Source organism: Massilia sp. NBRC 108631, assembly GCF_059704565.1.
Genome location: NZ_BAAKJE010000229.1, coordinates 50,812 through 69,548 on the forward strand (window position 1 = coordinate 50,812; position 18,737 = coordinate 69,548).

General features: G+C 69.2%; 13 protein-coding genes. 11 read left to right on the forward strand and 2 right to left on the reverse strand.

The window, feature by feature from the left end:
- Nucleotides 1-3: 3 nt before the first annotated feature.
- Nucleotides 4-570, reverse strand: a complete 567-nt coding sequence (locus AC6H42_RS25200) for a dihydrofolate reductase family protein (RefSeq protein WP_057155215.1) — start codon at nucleotides 568-570, stop codon at nucleotides 4-6.
- 87 nt (nucleotides 571-657) lie between these two features.
- On the opposite strand from AC6H42_RS25200, the gene AC6H42_RS25205 reads away from it, so the two are divergent.
- The 11 genes from AC6H42_RS25205 (at nucleotide 658) to AC6H42_RS25255 (ending at nucleotide 17,484) form a co-directional block, all read left to right on the forward strand.
- A complete protein-coding gene (locus AC6H42_RS25205) occupies nucleotides 658-1,881 on the forward strand; it encodes an MFS transporter (protein WP_497549226.1) in 1,224 nt (407 codons plus the stop codon).
- On the forward strand, nucleotides 1,878-2,537 hold the full coding sequence (locus AC6H42_RS25210) for a helix-turn-helix transcriptional regulator (protein WP_497549227.1): 660 nt from the start codon (nucleotides 1,878-1,880) through the stop codon (nucleotides 2,535-2,537). The genes AC6H42_RS25205 and AC6H42_RS25210 overlap by 4 nt, the downstream gene beginning before the upstream one ends.
- A gap of 78 nt (nucleotides 2,538-2,615) precedes the next feature.
- Nucleotides 2,616-2,906 carry a DUF6916 family protein gene (locus tag AC6H42_RS25215; protein ID WP_497549228.1) on the forward strand — a complete coding sequence of 97 codons (291 nt, stop codon included), beginning with the start codon at nucleotides 2,616-2,618 and terminating at the stop codon, nucleotides 2,904-2,906.
- A gap of 17 nt (nucleotides 2,907-2,923) precedes the next feature.
- Nucleotides 2,924-3,433: a phage tail protein gene (locus tag AC6H42_RS25220; protein ID WP_057155176.1), complete on the forward strand. Its 510-nt coding sequence runs from the start codon at nucleotides 2,924-2,926 to the stop codon at nucleotides 3,431-3,433.
- 20 nt (nucleotides 3,434-3,453) lie between these two features.
- Nucleotides 3,454-3,987: a phage tail protein gene (locus tag AC6H42_RS25225; protein ID WP_497549229.1), complete on the forward strand. Its 534-nt coding sequence runs from the start codon at nucleotides 3,454-3,456 to the stop codon at nucleotides 3,985-3,987.
- 8 nt (nucleotides 3,988-3,995) lie between these two features.
- Nucleotides 3,996-4,517, forward strand: a complete 522-nt coding sequence (locus AC6H42_RS25230) for a phage tail protein (RefSeq protein ID WP_057155174.1) — start codon at nucleotides 3,996-3,998, stop codon at nucleotides 4,515-4,517.
- Nucleotides 4,518-4,519: 2 nt separating this feature from the next.
- Nucleotides 4,520-5,020 (forward strand): GNAT family N-acetyltransferase, encoded by a 501-nt coding sequence (locus AC6H42_RS25235; RefSeq protein WP_057155172.1) that lies wholly within the window; start codon nucleotides 4,520-4,522, stop codon nucleotides 5,018-5,020.
- 2 nt (nucleotides 5,021-5,022) lie between these two features.
- The gene (locus AC6H42_RS25240; protein WP_057155170.1) at nucleotides 5,023-5,481 is read left to right on the forward strand and encodes a DUF6916 family protein; all 459 of its coding nucleotides are present in this window, start codon (nucleotides 5,023-5,025) and stop codon (nucleotides 5,479-5,481) included.
- A gap of 59 nt (nucleotides 5,482-5,540) precedes the next feature.
- Nucleotides 5,541-15,419, forward strand: a complete 9,879-nt coding sequence (locus AC6H42_RS25245; RefSeq protein WP_497549230.1) for a YDG domain-containing protein — start codon at nucleotides 5,541-5,543, stop codon at nucleotides 15,417-15,419.
- Nucleotides 15,419-17,146: a ShlB/FhaC/HecB family hemolysin secretion/activation protein gene (locus AC6H42_RS25250; protein ID WP_497549231.1), complete on the forward strand. Its 1,728-nt coding sequence runs from the start codon at nucleotides 15,419-15,421 to the stop codon at nucleotides 17,144-17,146. Before AC6H42_RS25245 ends, AC6H42_RS25250 begins: the two co-directional genes overlap by 1 nt.
- A gap of 80 nt (nucleotides 17,147-17,226) precedes the next feature.
- Nucleotides 17,227-17,484, forward strand: coding sequence for a hypothetical protein (locus AC6H42_RS25255; protein ID WP_057155164.1), 258 nt, complete (start codon nucleotides 17,227-17,229; stop codon nucleotides 17,482-17,484).
- On the opposite strand, the gene AC6H42_RS25260 is transcribed toward AC6H42_RS25255, so the two are convergent.
- Complete coding sequence (locus tag AC6H42_RS25260; protein WP_057155163.1) at nucleotides 17,462-18,646, reverse strand: multidrug effflux MFS transporter; 1,185 nt, start codon at nucleotides 18,644-18,646, stop codon at nucleotides 17,462-17,464. The two genes, AC6H42_RS25255 and AC6H42_RS25260, sit on opposite strands and share 23 nt — an antisense overlap.
- Between the last annotated feature and the right edge of the window lie 91 nt (nucleotides 18,647-18,737).

Sequence of the window (18,737 nt, forward strand, 5' to 3'; positions counted from 1 at the left end):
CCTTCACGCTTTCGTTGCCGGCTCGTACCGCAGCGCCACGGCCCCGGAACCGAATTCCTGGCGGCCGACGAGCTTCAGGTCCAGGTGCCTGGGAAGGCCTTCGAACAGCCTCGGGCCGTGGCCGGTTATCCTGGGGTGCACGACGAACTCGTACTCATCGATCAGGCCTAGCTGCGCCAGGGCCAACGGCAGCGTCACGCCGCCCAGGAAAATGCCCCTGCCGGGCTGCTGTTTGAGCCGCTGGACCGCCATGCCAAGGTCACCACGCACCAGCTCGGCGTTCCAGTCCACCTGTTTCAAGGTGCTCGATACCACGTACTTGCGCGCCGCGTCGATGGTCTGTCCGAAAGGCGCCATCCATTCCGGCATCCATTCCGGCCTGACGCCGGTGCGCGCCGGCTCGCGCCACGCGGATTCCATCATTTCATAGGTCACCCGGCCAAAGAGCAGGGCGTCGGCCTGGGCGAGCCGGCCGGCCCAGTGGCGATGCAACTCCTCGTCCGTGAGCATTTCCTCGTGGCCGCAGCATCCGTCCAGGGTGAGGTTGATTGAGTACTTCAGGGGCCGCATGTTACTCCTTACATTAAATAAACACTTTTGTTTACTTATCTCGACGGTATAGGTATATTGATAGAACTCAAGCAACCGAGACATACCATGAAGAATGCACTGCTGATTGCCGCCGCTTGCCTGCTGGCGCTGCTGTCCACTATCGGGGCCTCGCTCCCGTATCCCATTTTGCCACCGTTGTTCGCCTCCGGCGCGGAATCCGGCTTGAACCAGTTCTTCGGCCTGCCGCCCAAGCTGCTGTTCAGCGTTGCCGTGATGATCAACCCCCTCGGTCTGCTGATCGGCTCCGCCGTGCTGGGCGCTTTGTCTGACCGGTATGGCCGCCGCCCGGTGCTGCTGGCAACCGGCCTGGGCGCCGCTGCCGGCCACGCGCTCACGGCCGGCGCCATGATGCTGGAATCCTACCCGCTGTTCCTGGCCGCCCGTTTCGCCACCGGCCTGCTGGAAGGCAACGGCGCGGTGGCGCGGGCCATGCTGGCCGAACGGCTGGAAGGCACGCTGCGCAACCGCGCCATCGGCTGGCTGAACGGCGCTTTCCATTTCGGCTGGCTGGCCGGCCCGCTGCTGGGCGGCCTGACGGTGGGCTACGGCCTGACGGTGCCGTTCTGGATCGCCGCCGTGGCCCTGCTGGCGGTGGCGCTGGTGGTGATGGCGGTGCTGCCGCGCGAGGCGCCGTCCACGCTCACCACCTCGTGGTGGCAGGTGGCGCGCGACCGCCATTCCCTCAACCTGCTCAAGCACACCGAGCTGCGCACGCTGTTCAAGATCCAGCTGGCGGTCACCTGCGGCGTGACGGCGTTCTACGAGTTCTATCCCCTGTGGCTGGTGGAGGTGGGGCGCTACGACGCGCAGCGCATCGCCGCCATCAACGTCGGCCTGTGCGGGCTGATGACCTTGTCCTCGCTGTTCTCCGGCCGCCCCAGTGCCACGGCGCCGCTGCGGCGCGCATCCCTGCATGCGTTCGGCATCGCGTGTGCCGTTGGACTGGTCGGGCTGGGCAACCTGTGGGTGGGCCTGGTGGGTATCGTGCTGTTCGGCCTGCCCAATTCCTTCTACAACGCCGTGATCCAGAACTGGGCGGCCGACCGCTTCGGTGCGCACGGGCAGGGCGCCGTGATGGGACTGTTGTCGACGACTTTCTGTCTGGCGAATATACTGATGGCGCTGGCCGGCGCGGCGCTGACCTTGATCGACACCCGTTTGGTGCTGTTGCTGGGCGCAGCACTGAGCGCGGCGGCGGCCTGGCAACTGCACGCCTGGCGCCTGCGCCTGCCGCTGGCTCCCATGACCTTCACGAAAACGCCTGAATGAACACTGCCGACAACGTACTTTTCCTGCTCAAGACGCGCGGCCCGCAAACCGCGCAGAAGCTGGCCGAACTGCTCGAGCTGACGTCCATGGGCGCGCGCAGGCAGCTGGAGTCGGCCCAGGAAAAAGGCCTGGTCGGCTTCGAGGACGTGGCCGACAAGGTGGGGCGGCCGTCGCGCCGCTGGCACCTGACCGAGGCGGGCCACGCGCGCTTCCCGGATCGCCATGCCGACCTTACGCTGCAAATGATCCACCAGGTGCGCGCGCTGTTCGGTGAGGAGGGCATGGACAAGCTGATCGCCGCGCGCGAGCAGGAAAGCGAGGTGGCCTACCAGGCGGCGCTGGCGCAGGCGGAAGCCGATGCCGGACCTGCGGAAGCCGCTTCGTCGCATGCGCTGGCTAGCCGCGTCTCCGCCCTGGCCCGGGCGCGCGACGCGGAGGGCTACATGGCCGAAACCGAAGTCCAGCCCGACGGCAGCCTGCTGCTGATCGAGAACCATTGCCCCATTTGCGCGGCCGCCACCAGTTGCCAGGGCTTCTGCCGCTCCGAGCTGCAGGTGTTCCAGCGCGTGCTGGGCAAGGGCTGCCAGGTCGAGCGTGCCGAACACCTCTTGTCGGGCGCGCGGCGCTGCGTTTATGTGATCCGGCAGGTAGGCTAACCGCTATTACCGAACAGTTGTCGAGTGACATCATTGTTTCCTGCAGGTATAATGGTAGTTTATTAAACTGCAACTTACGTGTCATTCGTGCAAGATCTTTCTCTGGAATTCTTCCGTGCCCATGCGGGCGCGTCATTCAGCGTGGCCGATTCCGGCCTGGCGCTGCGCCTGGCCACGGTCAAGCAGGCCGGCATGCCCGGCTATGCGCGCGAGCAAGCTTTTTCCCTGATTTTCGAAGGCCCTGCACAGCCGCGTTTGGAGCAGGCAACGTTGTGTCTTCGCAACGAAACGGCTGGCGAGTTCCATATCTTCCTCGTGCCGGTGGCTGCCGACGCCGGCGCTACCTATTACGAAGCCGTTTTCAACTGAATATTCCGGAGTAATCCATGGCTGAACCGTTCCTTTCCGAAATCCGGCTGATGTCGTTTGTATTCCCGCCGAAAGGCTGGGCGCTGTGCAACGGCCAGTTGTTGCCGATTAACCAGAACCAGGCGCTGTTTTCACTGCTGGGCACCACCTTTGGCGGCGACGGCCGTACCAACTTCGCCTTGCCCGACCTGCGGGGCCGCGTGCCCGCGCACGTGGGGCCGGCCATCACGGCCGGCATGCAGCTCGGTGCGGAAAGTGTCACGCTGACCGAGTCGCACCTGCCGTCCCACAGCCATGTGAGCAAGGTGGGCGACAGCCTGGCCAGCAGCAGCTCGCCAGTTGGCGCCATCGCCGCCCGCAAGGGCCGCCTTGGCCACGATCTGTACGGTGCGCCAGGCAACCTGACCACGCTGAGCACCACGGCTGGCGGCGCCGTTGGCGGCGGCCAGGCGCATAGCAACATGCAGCCTACGCTGACGCTCAGTTTCTGCATTGCGCTGCAAGGCATTTTCCCTTCCCCGACCTAATTCAACGCGGAGCATTACCCATGGCGCAACCTTATGTAGGCGAGATACGCCTGTTCGCTGGCAACTTCGCCCCAGTCGGATGGATGTTTTGCGAAGGCCAGCAACTGCCGATTTCCGAAAACGAAACGCTGTTCCAGCTGATCGGTACAACCTATGGCGGCGACGGCCAGTCGACCTTCGCTTTGCCGGATCTGCGCGGCCGCGTGCCTATGCACCAGGGCACGGGTTCCGGCCTGTCCAGCTACACCCTGGCCGAAGTGGCGGGGGTGGAAACCGTCACCCTGTCGGTCAGCCAGATGCCGCAGCACCGGCACGCCCCTGTGGCCACCAGCAACCGCGCCAGCCCGGCCTACACCGGCAAGACCGGCGTGCCGGCCAGTACCGGCGGCGTGAAGGTGTACGGCCTGGCTGGCGGTGGCACCAGTGCGATGCGCGTGGACGCCGCCGCCAGCAGCAGTGTGGCTGGCGACAGCCAGCCCCATAACAACATGGCGCCCTCGCTGGGCCTGAACTACATCATTTCAATGTTCGGGATTTTCCCGAGCCCAACCTGAGGACCGCCATGGCTGATCCGTTTGTTGCGGAAATCCGCATCTTCCCGTTCAACTTCGCGCCCAAGGGCTGGGCCTTTTGCGACGGCCAACTGCTGCCCCTGTCGCAGAACACGGCGCTGTTTTCCCTGCTGGGGACCGCCTACGGGGGCGACGGCAGGTCCACGTTCGCCCTGCCGGACTTGCGCGACAGCTACGCCATGGGCGTGGGCCAGGGGCAGGGCCTGAGCGAGCGCTACCTGGGCGAAAAACTGGGTGAAGAAACCGTGACGCTGCTGCCGAGCGAGATCCCGGCCCACGCCCACGCCCAGGGCCTGGGCGGCAGCCCGGCGGGCTATTCCGTGCCGGGCCCGTCGGCCGTGATGGGAACCACGCCCGGCGTGCAGCTTTACTCCGCGTCCGGCGCCACGGCCTACGCCTATACCGGGGCCATGGCGGCCGCCGGCGGCGGACAGCCGCACAACAACCGCCAGCCTACGCTGGGCCTGTACTTCTGCATCGCGCTGCAAGGCGTGTTCCCGCAGCGGCCCTGAGCATGAGCGACGCCTTGCACCTGCGCCCGATCGCCGAAGCGGACATGCCGCTGCTGCTGCGCATCTACGCCAGCACGCGCGCGGCCGAACTGGCCGCCGTGCCGTGGGACGAGGCGGCCAAGGCGGCCTTCGTGCAGATGCAGTTCCAGGCTCAGCACCAGCACTACCGCCAGCAGTACGCGGACGGACAGTTTTGCGTGGCCGAGGCGCAGCGCGCGGACGGGCAGGGGCGGGTTGCGGTCGGCCGCCTGTACGTGTGGCGCCGGCCCGGCGCGCTGCACATCGTGGAGATCACGGTCCTGCCGGAGTTCCGCCAGCGCGGCTACGGTACGCAACTGCTGCAGGCCTTGCAGCGCGAGGCCGGCGTGGTCAGCATCCACGTGGAGCACGGCAATCCGGCGCTGTCGCTGTACCGGCGGCTGGGCTTTCAGAAAGTCCGCGAAAACGGCATGCACGACCTGATGGAATGGCGCGCGGCTGAACCAACAAATACCCAGGAGTGAAAATGAAACGACGCGATGTGTTGAAACTGTACGCGGGCTCCGCCGTCATGGGCGGCGTGGCCATGGCGGCCACCGGCGCCGCTGCGGCGGCCACCACCACGGCCGCCGGCGCGGCTGCAGCCGCGGCCATCCCCGGCGACGACGGCTACGCCTGGAGCCTGGCCGGCGCCAGCGCGCTGGTGGGCCAGCAATTCTGGCTGAACCACCCAGCGCTGCGCGCCCAGCCGCTGAAGCTGGCGCGCGTGAGCAAGCCGGCCAAACAGCCCGATCCGGCCATGCAGCAGTTCTCGCTGGTGTTCGAGGGCGCGGCCCTGCTGGCCGTGGCGGAAGGCACCTACGAGCTGCAGAACAGCCGCACCGGCACGTTCCAGCTGCACCTGGTGCCGCTGGGCCGCGTCAAGGGCCTGAGCAACTTCCGCGCCGACTTCAACTTGCTGCTCGCGGGCGCCGCCAAGGCCTGATTGGCCGCGCCGCACGCCAGCTTACCGTCTCCACCCGATTCAACCGCTACGGAACTTCCATGCACAAACACGCCACTATGAACCGCTACTACCGCCTTGTCTGGAGCCATGTGCACGCCTGCTGGGTGGCCGTGGCCGAAGGGGCGCGCGGCCATGGCAAGGGCGGCGCGCGGCGCCGCAAGGCCACGCTGATGGCGGCGCTGGCGGCGGCGGGCGTGGCCGGGGCGGGCAGTGCGTACGCGGCGCCGCCTTTGCCGACCGCGCTGCCGACCGGAGGCCAGGTGGTGGCGGGGCAGGCGCAGATCAGCACCAGCGGCAACCACATGACGGTGAGCCAGGCCACCGGGCAGGCCATCCTGAACTGGGGCACGTTCGACATCGGCGCGCAGGCCACGGTGCAGTTCCAGCAGCCGTCGGCCAGCGCCGTGGCGCTGAACCGCGTGCAGTCGGCCAACCCGTCGCAAATCTACGGCAAGCTGGACGCCAACGGCCAGGTGTTCCTGGTCAACCCGAACGGCGTGCTGTTCGCGCCGGGCGCGCAAGTGAACGTGGGCGGCCTGGTGGCCTCGTCGCTGGAGCTGACGGACCGCGACTTCCTGGCGCGCTACTACAGCTTTGCCGGCCAGGGCGGCGGCGCGGTGCGCAACGAAGGCAGCATTGCGGCTGCGGCGGGCGGCTACGTGGCCCTGCTGGGGCCCAGCGTGGCGAACAGTGGCGCAATCAGCGCACCGCAAGGCAGCGTGGCGCTGGCTGCCGGCCGGCAAATCGGCGTGGACTTGCGCGGCGACGGCCTGATCACCGTGCGCACCAGCCAGGGCGCGCTGAACGCGCTGGCCGAGAACCAGGGCCTGATCCAGGCCGGCGGCGGCCAGGTGCTGCTGAGCGCGAGCGCGGCCGATGCGCTGGCGCGCGCCAGCGTCAACAACACCGGCCTGATCCAGGCCGGCGGCCTGAGCACGCACGGCGGCAGCATCCGCCTGGTGGCCGAGGGCGGCGACGTGGCGGCCGGTGCGCTGGACGCGTCCAGCCGCGACGCGCGCGGCGGCAGCATCGCCGTCAGCGGCGCGGCCGTGTCGCTGGGCGGCGCCATCAGCGTGGACGGCAAGCAGGGCGGCAGCGTCGGCGTCACGGCGGCCGGCGCGCTGGCCGCGGGCGGCAGCGTGTCCGCGCAAGGCACGGAGGGCGGCGGCGGCAGCATCAGCTACCGCGCCGGCGGCAGTTTCACGGAAACCAGCGGCGCCACGGCCAACGCCAGCGGCGCGCACAACGGCGGCAATATCGCCGTGCAAGCCGGCGGCAGCCTGCTCACGTCGGGCAGCTACAGCGCGCGCGGCGGTGCGGCTGGCGGCGGCCGCATCGACCTGAGCGGCGACACGGTCAGCCTGCTCAGCGCCAAGATCGACGCATCCGGCGCGCACCAGGGCGGCCTGGTGCGCGTAGGCGGCGCTTTCCAGGGGGGCAAGGCGCAGGACGGCAGCGCCGACCCGCGCTTCGCCCAGCGCTGGGGCCAGACCGCGTCCATCGTCTCGGCTGAACGCACCTTCGTCAACGACAGCAGCGCCATCGACGTCAGCGCGCGCGGCGTGGGCGGCCAGGGCGGCACCGCCGTGATCTGGTCCGACCGGCAGACCACCTTGCTGGGCACGATCAATGCGCGCGGCGGGTCGGGCGCGGGCGCGCGCGGCGGCGCCGTGGAAGTGTCTTCGCTGGGCGACCTGCGCTATGTGGGGCTGGACGGCATCACGCCCGGCCAGGGCGGCGCCTTGCTGCTGGACCCGAAAAACCTGGTCATCGGCGACTTCAACTACGCCTACACCTGGACCGCCGAAGCCATCCTGGGCAGCGGCTACTCGGGCGGCAAGAACGCCAGCGGCGGCCTGCTGGCCAGCGGCGCCAGCTTCGGCTCGTCCGTGGCCATGAGCGCGGACGGCACCGTGCTGGCGGTCGGGGTGCCGATGGATGGCGGCGTGACCAACAGCAACACCGCCGCCAGCCCGAACTATGCGGCCGGCAGCGGCGAGGCGCGCGGCGCGGTGCGCCTGTTCGGCTTTACCGATGGCAATTTCAGCGGCGCCGCGCTGCGCAGCAACATCGGTTCCGGCTACAACGGCACGGCCGACTACAACCTGACCCTGGCCGACGGCGCCCTGTTTGGCAGCTCGGTGGCGCTCAACGCTGCCGGCACCAAGCTGGCCGTGGGCGCGGTGGGCGAGAACAGCGGCGCCGGTTCGGTGCGCCTGTTCGACCTGGCCGCCGGCACCAGCAAGCCGGCTTTGACCAGCACCATCAACGCCGGCGCGGGCGGCTTGAGCGGCACGGCGAACGCCGGGCAGTTCGGCACGTCGGTGGCGCTGAACGGCGATGGCACCAGGCTGGCGGTCGGCGCCGTGAACGACAGCGGCGGCAACGCCAACTGTTTCAGCTGCGGCGCGGTCTACCTGTTTACCAACGGCGCGCTGACCACCACGCTGGGCGCCAATTACGCCAGTCCCTTCATCGCCGGCGCCGGCGCCGACGCGCAATTGGGCTCGGCCGTTGCACTCAACGCGGCCGGCGACAAGCTGGCGGTGGGCGCGGTCGGCGTGGACGACCTGAAGGGCGCGGTGTACACCTTCAACTGGGGCGGTTCGGTGGCGCAGACCGCCACTTACAGCAGCACCGCCACCACCGGCGGCGCCAACCTGAACGTTAACTTGTCGAGCGGCGAGCTGTTCGGCTCCGCGCTGTCCTTCAGCGCTGACGGCACGCGCCTGGCGGTCGGCTCGCCATCTACCGGCGGCGTGGTCGACGCCGGCCTGGGGCCTGGCAGCGTGCGCCTGATCGACACCTCCGGCGGCACGCCGGTACTGAAGGCGGTGCTGCAGCGCGGCCTGCGGCTGGGTGACGGCACCTTCCACACCGCGCCGGACTATTCCGGCTTTGGCTATGCGGTGGCGCTGAACGGCGCCGGCGGCCGGCTGGTCGTTGGCGCGCCCTACGCGAACAGCGCCAGCGGCAGCGTTGAAGGCACGGGCGCCGTGTACGCCTATTCGCTGGCGGCCCCGGTGTTCAGCGACGTGAACTACACCGACGCCACCGGCCTGAACGTGGGCATCGACGCCTCAGGCCTGGCGCAGCAGCTGTTCAACGGCACCTCGGTCACGCTGCGCGCCAGCAACGACTTGCTGGTCAACGGCACCGTGCTGGTCGGCACCGGCGCGGGTATCCGCGGCAACCTCACGCTGGAGGCCGGCCGCAGCATCACCGTCAACCGCAGCATTACCACCAGTGGCGGCAACCTGTCCCTGCTGGCCAATTCCTCCAACAGCCTGGTGTCGGCGGCCGACCGTGACGACGGCGATGCCGGCATCACCGTGGCCAGCGGCTATACCCTGGACAGCGGCAGCGGCCAGACCGCGCTGACCATCGGCACCGGCGCCCGCGCCGGCGACGACGCCAGCGGCGACATCCAGATCGATGGCACCGTGCGCGGCGCGCGCATCAGCCTGATCAACAGCGGCCTGAGCGCCGGCAGCGACGTGCGCGTTGCCAGCACCGGCCGCCTGGTCGGCACCGCCACCTCCGGCACATCGGTGCTGGTGGCGTCGGGCGGCGCCGGCAGCGGCGCCACCGCCAGCGGCACGTTCGTCAGCGCCGCCGGCTCCAATACCATCAGCGCCGGCGCCGGCAGCCGCTACCTGGTGTACTCGGACGCGCCCACCAGCACCACGGAAGGCATGACCGGCTATAACAAGCACTACAACCAGGTCTATACCGGCGCCGACCCCTCGTACGCGGGCAGCGGCAACTGGTTCCTGTACAAGGTGGCGCCGGTGCTGACGGTCACGCCGGCCGGCGGCATCAGCAAGGTCTACGACGGCCTGGCCATGGGCGCCATCGGTTTCGGCTCGGTGAGCGGACTGATCGACGGCGACGCCAACGGCGCGCTGACCGGCAGCCTGTCCGGCATCAACAACAAGAACGTCGGCAGCTACGCAGTGCAGATCGGCTCGCTGGCCAGCTCGCTGGGCTATACCATCGCGGTGGCGCCGGCCACCTACAGCATCACGCCGCGCGCGCTGACAGCCACCGCCACCGGCAACAACAAGGTGTATGACGGACTCACCGCCGCCACCGTGAACCTCGGCGACAACCGCGTCAGCGGCGACGCGCTGAGCCTGAGCGGCACCGCCAGTTTCGGCTCTAAAGGCGTGGGGAATGCCAAGACCATCAGCGTGAGCGGCATTGCGCTGTCCGGCGCGGACGCTGCCAACTACACGCTGGCCAGCAGCACCGCCACCGCCACCGGCAACATCACGCCGCGCACGCTGCACGCCACGGCCGGCAGCGTGAGCAAAGTGTACGACGGCCTGACCGGCGTGACCGACATGAACGGCGTGCTGGGCGACGACCGCGTGGCGGGCGACCTGCTCACGCTGAGCGGCAGCGGCAGCTTCAGCGACAAGAATGCGGGCAACGGCAAGGCCGTCAACTACGCCGGCATCGCCATCAGCGGCGGCGCCGACAGCGCCAACTACGTGCTGGCTTCGGCCACCGCCACCGGCACGGGCACCATCACGCCGCGTTCACTGACTGCAACTGCCACCGGCGTGAGCAAGGTCTACGACGGCCTGACCGGCGCCACCGTCACCCTGGGCGACAACCGCCTGGGCGGCGACCTGCTGACCCTGAGCAGCACCGGCGCGAGCTACACCAACAAGAATGCCGGCAACGGCAAGACCATCAACGTGAGCGGCATTGCCCTGTCGGGCGACGACGCCGGCAACTACACGCTGGCCAACACCACCGCCACGGCGATCGGCAACATCACCAAGCGTACGCTGAACGCCAGCGCCACCGGCGTGGACAAGGTGTACGATGGCCTGGCCACCTCCGCCGTGACGGTGGGCGACGACCGCGTGGCCGGCGACGTGTTTACCACCAGCGGCACCGGCGCGTTTATCGACAAGAACGTCGGCACCGGCAAGACGGTCAACGTCACCGGCATTGCGCTGAACGGCACGGACGCGGGCAATTACACGCTCGCTTCGACCAGCGTCAGCACCACCGGCACCATCACGCAACGCGTGCTGACGGCCGGCGCCGTGGGCGTGAACAAGGTGTATGACGGCCTGGCCACCGCCAGCGCCACGCTGACCGATGACCGCGTGGCCGGCGACGCGCTGACCCTGACCAGCGGCAGCGCCAGCTTCGCCGACAAGACCGCCGGCAACGGCAAGACAGTCACCGTCAACGGCGTTACGCTGGGCGGCGCCGACGCGGGCAACTACACGCTGGCTTCGGCCAGCGCCACCGGCACCGCCAACATCACCAAGCGCGCGCTGACCGCCAGCGCCACCGGCATCGACAAGGTGTACGACGGCCTGACCGGCGCCGCCGTCACGCTGGGCGACGACCGCCTGGCCGGCGATGTGCTGGCGCTGAGCGGCAGCGCCGCCTTCGGCGACAAGAACGTCGGCAGCGGCAAGGCGGTGACGGTGACCGGCATCGCCCTGTCCGGCGCGGACGCGGCCAACTACACGCTGGCCGCCACCACCGCCGGCGCCACCGCCGCCATCACGCCGCGCGCGCTGACCGCCAGCGCCACCGGCATCGACAAGGTGTACGACGGCCTGGCCACGGCCACCGTCACGCTGGGCGACAACCGCGTGGCAGGCGATGCGCTGTCGCTGAGCAGCACGGGCGCCGCCTTCGGCGACAAGAACGCCGGCAACGGCAAGACCGTCTCCGTCAGCGGCATCGCCCTGGGCGGCGCGGACGCCGCCAACTACACCCTGTCGTCCAGCACGGCCAGCACCACCGCCAGCATCACGCCGCGCGCGCTGCACGCCAGCGCCACGGCCAGCGGCAAAGTCTACGACGGCCAGACCGCCGCCAGCGCCACCCTGGGTGACGACCGCCTGGCCGGCGACGTGCTGTCCCTGTCGAGCAGCGGCGCGTCCTTCGCCGACAAGAACGCCGGCGCCGGCAAGACGGTCACCGTGAACGGCATCACCATCTCGGGCGCGGACGCCGGCAACTACGCGCTCGCTTCCAATACCGCCACCGCCACGGCGGACATCTCGCGCCGCACGCTGACGGCCACCACCTCCACCGTGGACAAGGTGTACGACGGCCTGGCCGCAGCCACCATCGCCCTCGGCGACGACCGCGTGGCCGGCGACGTGCTGGTCACCAGCGGCAGCGCCGTCTACTCGGACAAGAACGTCGGCAGCGGCAAGACTGTGTCGGTCACCGGCATCGCGCTGTCCGGCGCCGACGCGGGCAACTACACGCTGGCGTCGACTGCCGCCAACAGCACCGGCAGCATCACCGCGCGCACCCTGAACGCGACCACAGTCGGCGGCGGCAAGGTCTACGATGGCCTGACCGCCAGCACGGCCACGCTGGCCGACGACCGCGTGGCCGGCGACGCGCTGACGCTGACCGGCGGCAGCGCCAGCTTCGCGGACAAGAATGCGGGCAGCGGCAAGGCCGTCACCATCGGCGGCCTGGTGCTGACCGGCGCCGACGCGGGCAACTACGTGCTGGCCTCGTCGACCGCCACCGGCAGCGCCGACATCACTGCCCGCACACTGACCGCCGGCGCCACCGCGCTGGACAAGGTATACGACGGCAACCTGGCGGCCGGGGTGAACTATAGCGACAACCGCCTGGCGGGCGATGTGCTGAGCATCAGCGGCAACGCCGTCTTCGCCGACAAGAACGTCGGCAGCGGCAAGTCCGTGGCCATCAGCGGCATGACCCTGAGCGGCGCGGACGCGGGCAACTACACGCTGGCATCTGCCACCGCGACCGGCAGCGCCAGTATCACCGCGCGCCAGCTGACCGTCAGCGCCACCGGCAACAACAAGGTCTACGACGGCCAGACCGGCGCCACCGTCACGCTGGGCGACAACCGCGTGGCCGGTGACGCGCTGACACTGAGCAGCGCCGGCGCGGCCTTCGCGGACAAAAACGCGGGCGCGGGCAAGCTCGTCGCCGTGAACGGCATCGCGCTGTCCGGCGCCGACGCCGCCAACTACACGCTGGCTTCCACCAGCGCCACAGCCAGCGCGGATATCACGCAGCGGGTGCTGAACGCCACCGCCACCGCCGCCAACAAGGTCTACGATGGCTCGGCCGCCGCCACCGTCACGCTGGGCGACGACCGCCTGGCGGGCGACGTGCTGGCCCTGAGCGGCAGCGCGGCCTTCGCCGACAAGAACGCCGGCACCGGCAAGAGCGTCACCGTCAGCGGCATCGCCGCTTCCGGCGCCGACGCGGCCAATTACACGCTCGCTTCGACCACCGCCAGCGCCACGGCCGACATTGGCAAGCGCACGCTGAACGTGGCCGGCGGCAGCGTCACCAAGGTGTACGACGGCCTGCTGGTGAGCAACGCTACCCTGAGCAGCGACGCCATCGCCGGCGACGTGCTGGCCATCACCGGCGCGGCCGCCTTTGCCGACAAGAACGCCGGCAGCGGCAAGGCCGTGAACGTGACCGGCATCGCCGTGAGCGGCGCGGACGCGCTCAACTACACGCTGGCCTCCACCTCGCTGGCGACCACCGGCAGCATCACCCAGCGCGCACTGGTCGCCACCGCCACCGGCAGCACCAAGGTGTACGACGGTAACGTGAGCGCTGTCGTCACCCTGGCAGACAACCGCGTCGTGGGCGACGATCTGGTGCTGGCCGGCACCGGCAGCTACGCCAACAAGAACGCAGGCGCCAACAAGGTCATCACCGTTGGCGGCATCGTCCTGAGCGGAGCGGACGCCGGCAATTACGTGATGGCGCCGGGCGCCGTCAGCACCACCGGCACCATTACGCCACGCGCGCTGAACGCCAGCGCCACCGGCCAGAGCAAGGTGTACGACGGCGGCCTGAACGCCAGCGTCAGCTTCATCTCGGACGCCATTGCGGGCGATAGCGTGTCGCTGGCAGGCCAGGCGGCATTCGGCGACAAGAACGTGGGCAGCGGCAAGGCGATCAACGTGAGCGCCATTTCCCTGTCCGGCGCCGACGCGGCCAACTACGTGCTCGGTTCCACCACGGCGCGCGCCACCGGAAGCATCACGCCGCGCCTGCTCAACGTGAATGCGTCGGCCGCCAGCAAGGTGTACGACGGCACCACCACGGCCACCGTCACGCTGGACGACGACCGCGTGGCGGGCGACTCGCTGGCCCTGGCCAGCGGCGGCGGAGCCTTCGCCGACAAGAACGCCGGCAACGCCAAGGCCGTTTCGGTCAGCGGCATCGAGCTGTCGGGCACGGACGCGGCCAACTACACGCTCGCCTCGACCACGGCCAGCGGCACCGGCAGCATCACACAGCGCACGCTGAACGCGGTCGTCACGGTCAACAGCAAGGTGTACGACGGCACCACCGGCGCCACCGTGGCGCTGGCCGACAACCGCGTCGCGGGCGATGCGCTGTCGCTTACCGGCGGCGCGGCGGCCTTCGCCGACAAGAACGCGGGCAGCGGCAAGGCCGTCAGCGTCAGCGGCATCGCGCTGTCCGGCGCGGACGCGGGCAACTACGTGCTGGCATCGAGCACCGCCAGCGGCACCGGCGCCATCACCCAGCGCGTGCTGAACGCCAGCGCCGCCAACGTGACCAAGGTATACGACGGCAGCACCAGCGCCACCGTGGTGCTGAGCGACGACCGTGTTGCGGGCGATGCGCTGCAGGTGAGCGGCCAGGGCAGCTTCAGCGACGCCAATGCGGGCAGCGGCAAGACGGTTAACATCACCGGCCTGGCGCTGAGCGGCGCGGACGCGGCCAACTACACCTTCACTGGCGGTAGCGCACGCGGCAGCGGCACCATCACGCAGCGCGCGCTGCAGGCCACCATCGCCGGCACCACCGTCAAGACCTACGACGGTACCACCAGCGCCGTGCTCAATCCGGGTTCGGTATCGCTGTCCGGCTTTGTGGCGGGACAGGGCGCCACGCTGCAGAGCGGCAGCACTGGCCGTTACAACGACGCCAACGTGGCGGGCGCCAGCACGGTCACCGCGGACCTGGCGGCGTCGAATTTCAGCGCAACGGGCGGCACGCTGCTGTCGAACTATCTGCTGCCGTCGGTGGCCACCGGCGCGGGCGCCATCACGGCGCGCACCGTCACGGTGACCGGCGTGCAGGCGGCCACCAAGGTGTACGACGGCAGCACCGCCGCCACCTTGAGCAGCCGCGGCACGCTGGCCGGCCTGGTGGCGGGTGAGAGCCTGACCCTGAACGGCCCGGCCAACGGCGCGTTCGACACCCGCAGCGCAGGCAGCGGCAAGACCGTCACCGCCAGCGGCTACTCGCTGGCCGACGGCGGCACCGGCCGCGCATCGAACTACGCGCTGGCCAGCAGCACGGCCAGCGGCACCGGCACCATCTCGCAAGCCACGCTGACGGTGGTGGTGGACGACAAAACGCGCGTGCAGGGAACGGCCAATCCGGCATTCACCAGCAGCGTCAGCGGCCTGGTGGGCGGCGACACGCGCGACATCCTGGGCAACCTGGTCCTGGCCACCAGCGCCACCACGCAATCGGCTGCCGGCCAGTACGCCATCACCGCCAGCGGCGCGGCACTCAATGACTACAAGGTGTTCTACCTGGATGGCGTGCTGACGGTAACGTCGGCCGGGGTCCAGCCGGGCAGGTTCGATCCGGTGGCTGCCATTGTCGGCAGCACCGCTTCGGCCGGCGCCAATGGCGCGGGCAACGGCGGGCTGGGCTTTGGCGGCAATGTGGGCGGCTTTGGCGCTTCCAACGGCAGCAGCACGCCGCAGACGCTGCTGGCCGAGGCGCGCGACGAAGGCGGCAACCCGAACGGCGGCAACGGCAGCAGCGGCAATAACGCTGCTACGCCGGGTGTGCCTGGCGCACCGGTGGGTGTCACCTATGTGAACGGCAATTCGAAGATCGTGTCGCGCAATGGCGGCGTAAGGAACCTGGAGTAATGAGCAACATGAATCACATGGAAGTCAAAGCCCGCGCCGCCGCACTGGCGATATTGCTGGCGCCCGCCGCCGTGTTCGCGCAGACCGTGCCGGACGCCGGCGGCGTACTGGAATCGAACCGCCCGCCGGCGCTGATCCCGCCGCTGCGCGCCGGCGCCAAGGTGGTGCCGGACGTGAAGCCGCAGAGCAGCGCCGCGCTGCCGGGCGACCAGAAAGTGTTCGTCAAGGGCTACGCTTTCAGGGGCAATAGCGCCTTCACCGAGCAGGAGCTGGCGAAGGTGCTGGCGCCGTACGCCGGCCGTGAAGTGAGCTTCAAGGAACTGGGCGAGGCCGCGCTGGCCGTTTCCGCCCACTACCGTGCCCATGGCTACCTGATCGCGTCGGCCACGCTGCCGGCGCAGGAACTGGCGCAGGGCGTGGTCACCATCCAGGTGCTCGAGGGCCGCCTGTCCAGCGTGCGGCTGGTGCCGGACGCCAGCGTGCGCGTCAGCCAGGCGCTGGTGCGCCGCTACCTCGACGGCGTGCTGCAGACCGGCCAGCCGCTGAAGGAGGCGGAGCTGGAACGCGCCATGCTGCTGGTGGAAGACCTGCCCGGCGTGAACGCGCGCGCCGAGCTGAGCCCCGGCGCGCAGTTCGGCGAGACCGCAGTCGACATCGGCCTGTCGGAAGGCCCCATGTTCAACGGTAACGTCAGCCTGGACAACGCATCGAACCGCTACACCGGCCGCACCCGCATTTCCGGCGGGCTGAATGTGGACGACATCGGCGGGCAGGGCGGACAGCTGTCCGCACTGGCATCCACCACCGGCTCCGACTTCAACTACGGCCGGCTGGGCTACGTGATGCCGGTGGGCGGCGCGGGCACGCGCGCCGGCGTGGCGCACTCGCGCATGCGCTACAAGCTGGGCAAGGAATTCGCGTCGCTCGACTCCAGCGGCAGCGCCAACATCAGCCAGGTGCTGGTCACGCATCCGCTGCTGCGTTCGCGCTTTCGCAGCATCCAGCTGCGCGCCGGCTACGACGACAAGCGCTATGAGAACTCGGCCAAGGACGTCCAGATCAGCGACAAGCTGGTGCGCAACCTCACCGTGGGTGTTAGCCTGAACATGCAGGACAGCCTGGGCGGCGGCGGCCTGGTGTCGGCCATTGCCGACGTCACGCGCGGCGACGTGGACCTGTCGCGCAACGCGGCCTTTGCCGCCGGCGACGCAGCCGGCCCGGGCACCGCCGGCAGGTTCACCCGTTTCAACTACCAGGTCAGCCGCATCCAGGCGCTGGTGCCGGGCGTGACGCTGCTGGCCAGCGTGGGCGGCCAGCTCGCATCGGGCAACCTGGAGTCGGGCGAAAAGCTGTCGCTGGGCGGCGTGGGCCGCGTGCGCGCCTACCCGGCCGGCGAGGCGAGCGGCGACGCAGGCCATACCCTGACGCTGGAAACCCACTGGGACGTGCCGGCCTACAAGCTGGACCTGTCGGTGTTCTACGACATTGGGCGGGTCACGCTGGTGCGTTCGCCTTACGCGGGCGCGCTGGCGGCCGGCGCGGCCAACAAGTACAGCCTGCAGGGCGCGGGCGTGGGCCTGAGCTGGCGCCCGATGGCGAAAACTGTCGCCTCGCTGCAGATCGCCACCAAGATCGGCAGCAATCCGGCGCGCGCCGCCAACGGCGACGACTCGGACGGCACCTCCTCGCGCACCCGTGCCTGGGTGCAGATCGCCCGCTATTTCTAAAGAGGGGTGATAGCCTGCCGTGCGCCCCGGCGCGCTGCGGCAGGCTTATACTGGCTCCAGGGCTATCTTGGAGAACAGCAATGGATGAGCAACAGCGGCGCCAGTTTATCAACGAGGTATGGCAGCGCTTCGAGGAAGTGCAGAACTGGGCCATCGCCAACTGGCCGGACCGCGGCCGGCCGCTTTCCAGTTCCGACTTTGTCGAGGCGCGCAAGGAAATCCTGGCGCTGGGCCTGACGGGAGATGCGCGCCTGGATCATCCCGCCCAGGCGGGCGAACCCGAGCCCGAGCAGGGCGGCGCGCAGTATATCGAGGTTACGCCGGCGCCGTGGCCGTAGTGCGGTGCGCCGCCACCCAGGCGGCGAAGCTGATCGCCAGGCCCGCCATCACGCCGCAAGCCAGTTTGTAGGCGCTGTCGAACAGCAGCGGCGCCACCACGCCTGAAATCAGCGCGAACAAGATCATCTGGATGAAGGACTGCATCGACGAAGCCAGCCCGCTGTTGTTGGGGAAGTGGTTCAGCGCGATGAGCGTCATCGGCGGCATGGCGATGGCCAGTGCGAACGAGTACACGAACAGCGGCAGTACCGCCCACGGCACTTCCGCGGCGAAGTAGTAGTTGTACGCCATGTTGACCGCGCCGGCCGCACCCATGATGGCGTAGCTGGCCCAGATCTGGGCGCTCTGCGAATAGCGCCTGGCCAGCTTGCCCGACAGCGCGGACCCCGCCACCGAACCGCTGATCAGCGGGAAGAACAGCCAGGCAAATGCCGTCTCCGGCAGGTGCAGGATGTGCATCACGAAGTAGGCGGCGGAGCCGATGTATAGCGCAAAGCCGCCGAAGGCCATGCCCACGCTCACGGACAGCAGCAGGAACTGGCGGTGGCACAGCACTTTCCAGTAGTTGGCGGCGATTGCACCGGCGTGGAAGGGATGGCGGTCCTGCCTGGGCAGGCTTTCCGGCAGCAGGCGCAGCACGGCGAAGTACATCAGCACGCCAAAGCCGGTGAGGAACCAGAAGATGGCGCGCCAGCCGAAGGACACCTGCAGCCATCCGCCCAGGATGGGCGCTAGCGCCGGCGCCAGGCCGAACACCATCATCACGTGCGACATGATCTTTTGTGCTTCCGCGCCCTCGAAGCGGTCTTGCACGATGGCGCGGCTGACCACCATGCCGGCGCCGGCCGACAGGCCTTGCAGGATGCGGCAGGCCAGCAGCACGCCGAAGGATGGCGCCAGCGCGGCGCCTATGGAGGCGGCGGTGTAGATCACCAGCGAGACCAGGATGACGGGGCGGCGGCCGAAGGAGTCGGACATGGTGCCGTAAAACAGCATCATGAAGGCGAAGCAGAAGAGGAACAGGCTGAGGGTCTGCTGGATGGCGATGGGGCTGGCATCGAAGGCCAGGGCGATGGCCGGGAAGGATGGCAGATAGGTGTCGATGGCCAGCGGCCCGACCATGGTGAGCCCGGCCAGGAGCAGTGTCAGCAGAATATTCATAGATCGGTTATTGTTGCCTGGAGCGGTATTTTACGTCACGCGCGCAGCTTCTGCCGGTGGCGCCGCCGCAGGCAGGCCGCCAGAGGTATAT